The organism is Candidatus Obscuribacterales bacterium, assembly GCA_036703605.1.
Lineage (GTDB): Bacteria > Cyanobacteriota > Cyanobacteriia > RECH01 > RECH01 > RECH01.
In genome coordinates this window covers 1-1,687 of sequence record DATNRH010000425.1, presented here as the reverse complement: position 1 = coordinate 1,687, position 1,687 = coordinate 1, and the positions used below count along the sequence as shown (strand labels likewise).

General features: G+C 53.1%; 2 protein-coding genes. Both read left to right on the top strand.

What is annotated here, in order from left to right; translation table 11 throughout:
* Window positions 1–278: Calvin cycle protein CP12 (locus V6D20_08735; protein HEY9815866.1), on the top strand; the 278-nt coding region annotated here is incomplete at its 5' end.
* A gap of 336 nt (window positions 279–614) precedes the next feature.
* On the top strand, window positions 615–1,472 hold the full coding sequence (locus V6D20_08730) for a DUF6671 family protein (GenBank protein ID HEY9815865.1): 858 nt from the start codon (window positions 615–617) through the stop codon (window positions 1,470–1,472).
* The last annotated feature ends 215 nt before the right edge of the window (window positions 1,473–1,687 follow it).

Below are 1,687 nucleotides of genomic sequence, written 5' to 3'. Positions count from 1 at the left end.
ACTGGAGAAAGTCCGCCATGGTTTACACAGCCACTCTGACTACCCCTACCTCTGCCACTCACTCAACGCTAGCTAGACAGTTGCAGGCTGCCTTAGAACATGCCCGTCGCCTGACCGATATGTACGGCAGTAGCCACAAGGATGTAGCGATCGCCTGGGAAACCGTCGAAGAACTAACGACGGCCCACTATCGGCAGACAGACAATCGGCCGACCGCCTTTAGTTTGTACTGTGCTGCCAATCCCCACGCTCCCGAGTGCCGCATCTACGAAGATTAGGTGCAATACTCAGACCAACGTACTTAACCCTCACTCAGATAACCTAGGCGGGAACCGTAGTTCCCGCTTTTTTTAGTTTCTGTCACGCAAGGGTCTCTACTGTTCCCCATAAAGGTCGGCGTTGCTAAATTAAGAGATGAACCTCTCGTGACAGGATCTGCAATGCCATGCAACCTGTTGCGGAGTCCTACCACTATTCAGTAACGCCAAATCATGGATAGTCTCTTCATTCATCCCAGGGATCGCGACCAGATTATGGAAGCTGCTACTACCAACCACGCAACTATGCCCTAGACTTTCTTTATAACCGCTTTGACCACCATGAAGGAGATTAGGATGGCTGACTCGCGTGACTGGTTTGCTGGACGGGTAGCCGTGCTGGCTACCATGCACCACAAAGAACAGGCGATCGCCCCCCTTCTCGAATCCGGTCTGGGGGTGACTGTAGTGGTGCCCCCTAACTTTGACACCGATAGCTTTGGCACCTTTACGGGCGATATTCAACGACCAGCAAATCAACTCACCACGGCTCAGCTTAAAGCTGCTGCGGCCCTCCAGCAAACAGGAGAAACCTTGGCGATCGCTAGTGAAGGTAGCTTTGGGCCCCATCCACAGATTCCCTTAGTGGCCTGCGATCGCGAAATGGTGGTGTTGCTTGATAGAGACCATCAACTCAAACTGGTCGGCGAGTGCCTCTCCACCAACACCAACTATCGCCAAGACACTGTCCATAGCCCAGATGCTGCCCTAACATTTGCCCAATCCGTAGGTTTTCCTGACCATGGTCTAGTCGTCAAGGTCGAGGAGACCCAGACCATTGTTGCCAAAGGCATCACTGCCCCCGACGAGCTATTGGCAGCAGCTGAAGTAGCCCTTGGGCGATCCGATCGCCGCCTAGCGCGCCTTGAAACCGATATGCGCGCCCTCTACAATCCTACCCGTATGGCAGTTATAGCCCAAGCAACAGACCATCTGTTACAGATCATCTCTCAATCCTGTCCTACCTGTGGCAGTCCTGGCTTCGCCGAGACTAAGCGGTGGCCTGGACTACCCTGTAGCCTATGCGGTACCCCTACGCTCATGACCCTTTCCATTCGCTACCAGTGCCAGAAATGCCAGCACCAGCAAGATATCCCCTGTCCCAATTCACCGCTCGTTGCAGACCCTAGCTACTGCCCCTACTGTAATCCATAGCATCCGCAGCACGTCGTTGCTCTTACCTTTTAGATATAGCTTGAGTCAAATGACCTAGGACACCTAGAGATTGGGGTATCTTGAACCTGCGTAGGCGGGTTTGGTCAGGATAGCCGCGCCTAAAGTCGCCGGGACGCTGGGGTTTGCTATCTCAATTGAATTAATAACCGCTATATCCAATGAGGTGTTGCTGAGTTAGGGGATGAACCTAGAAC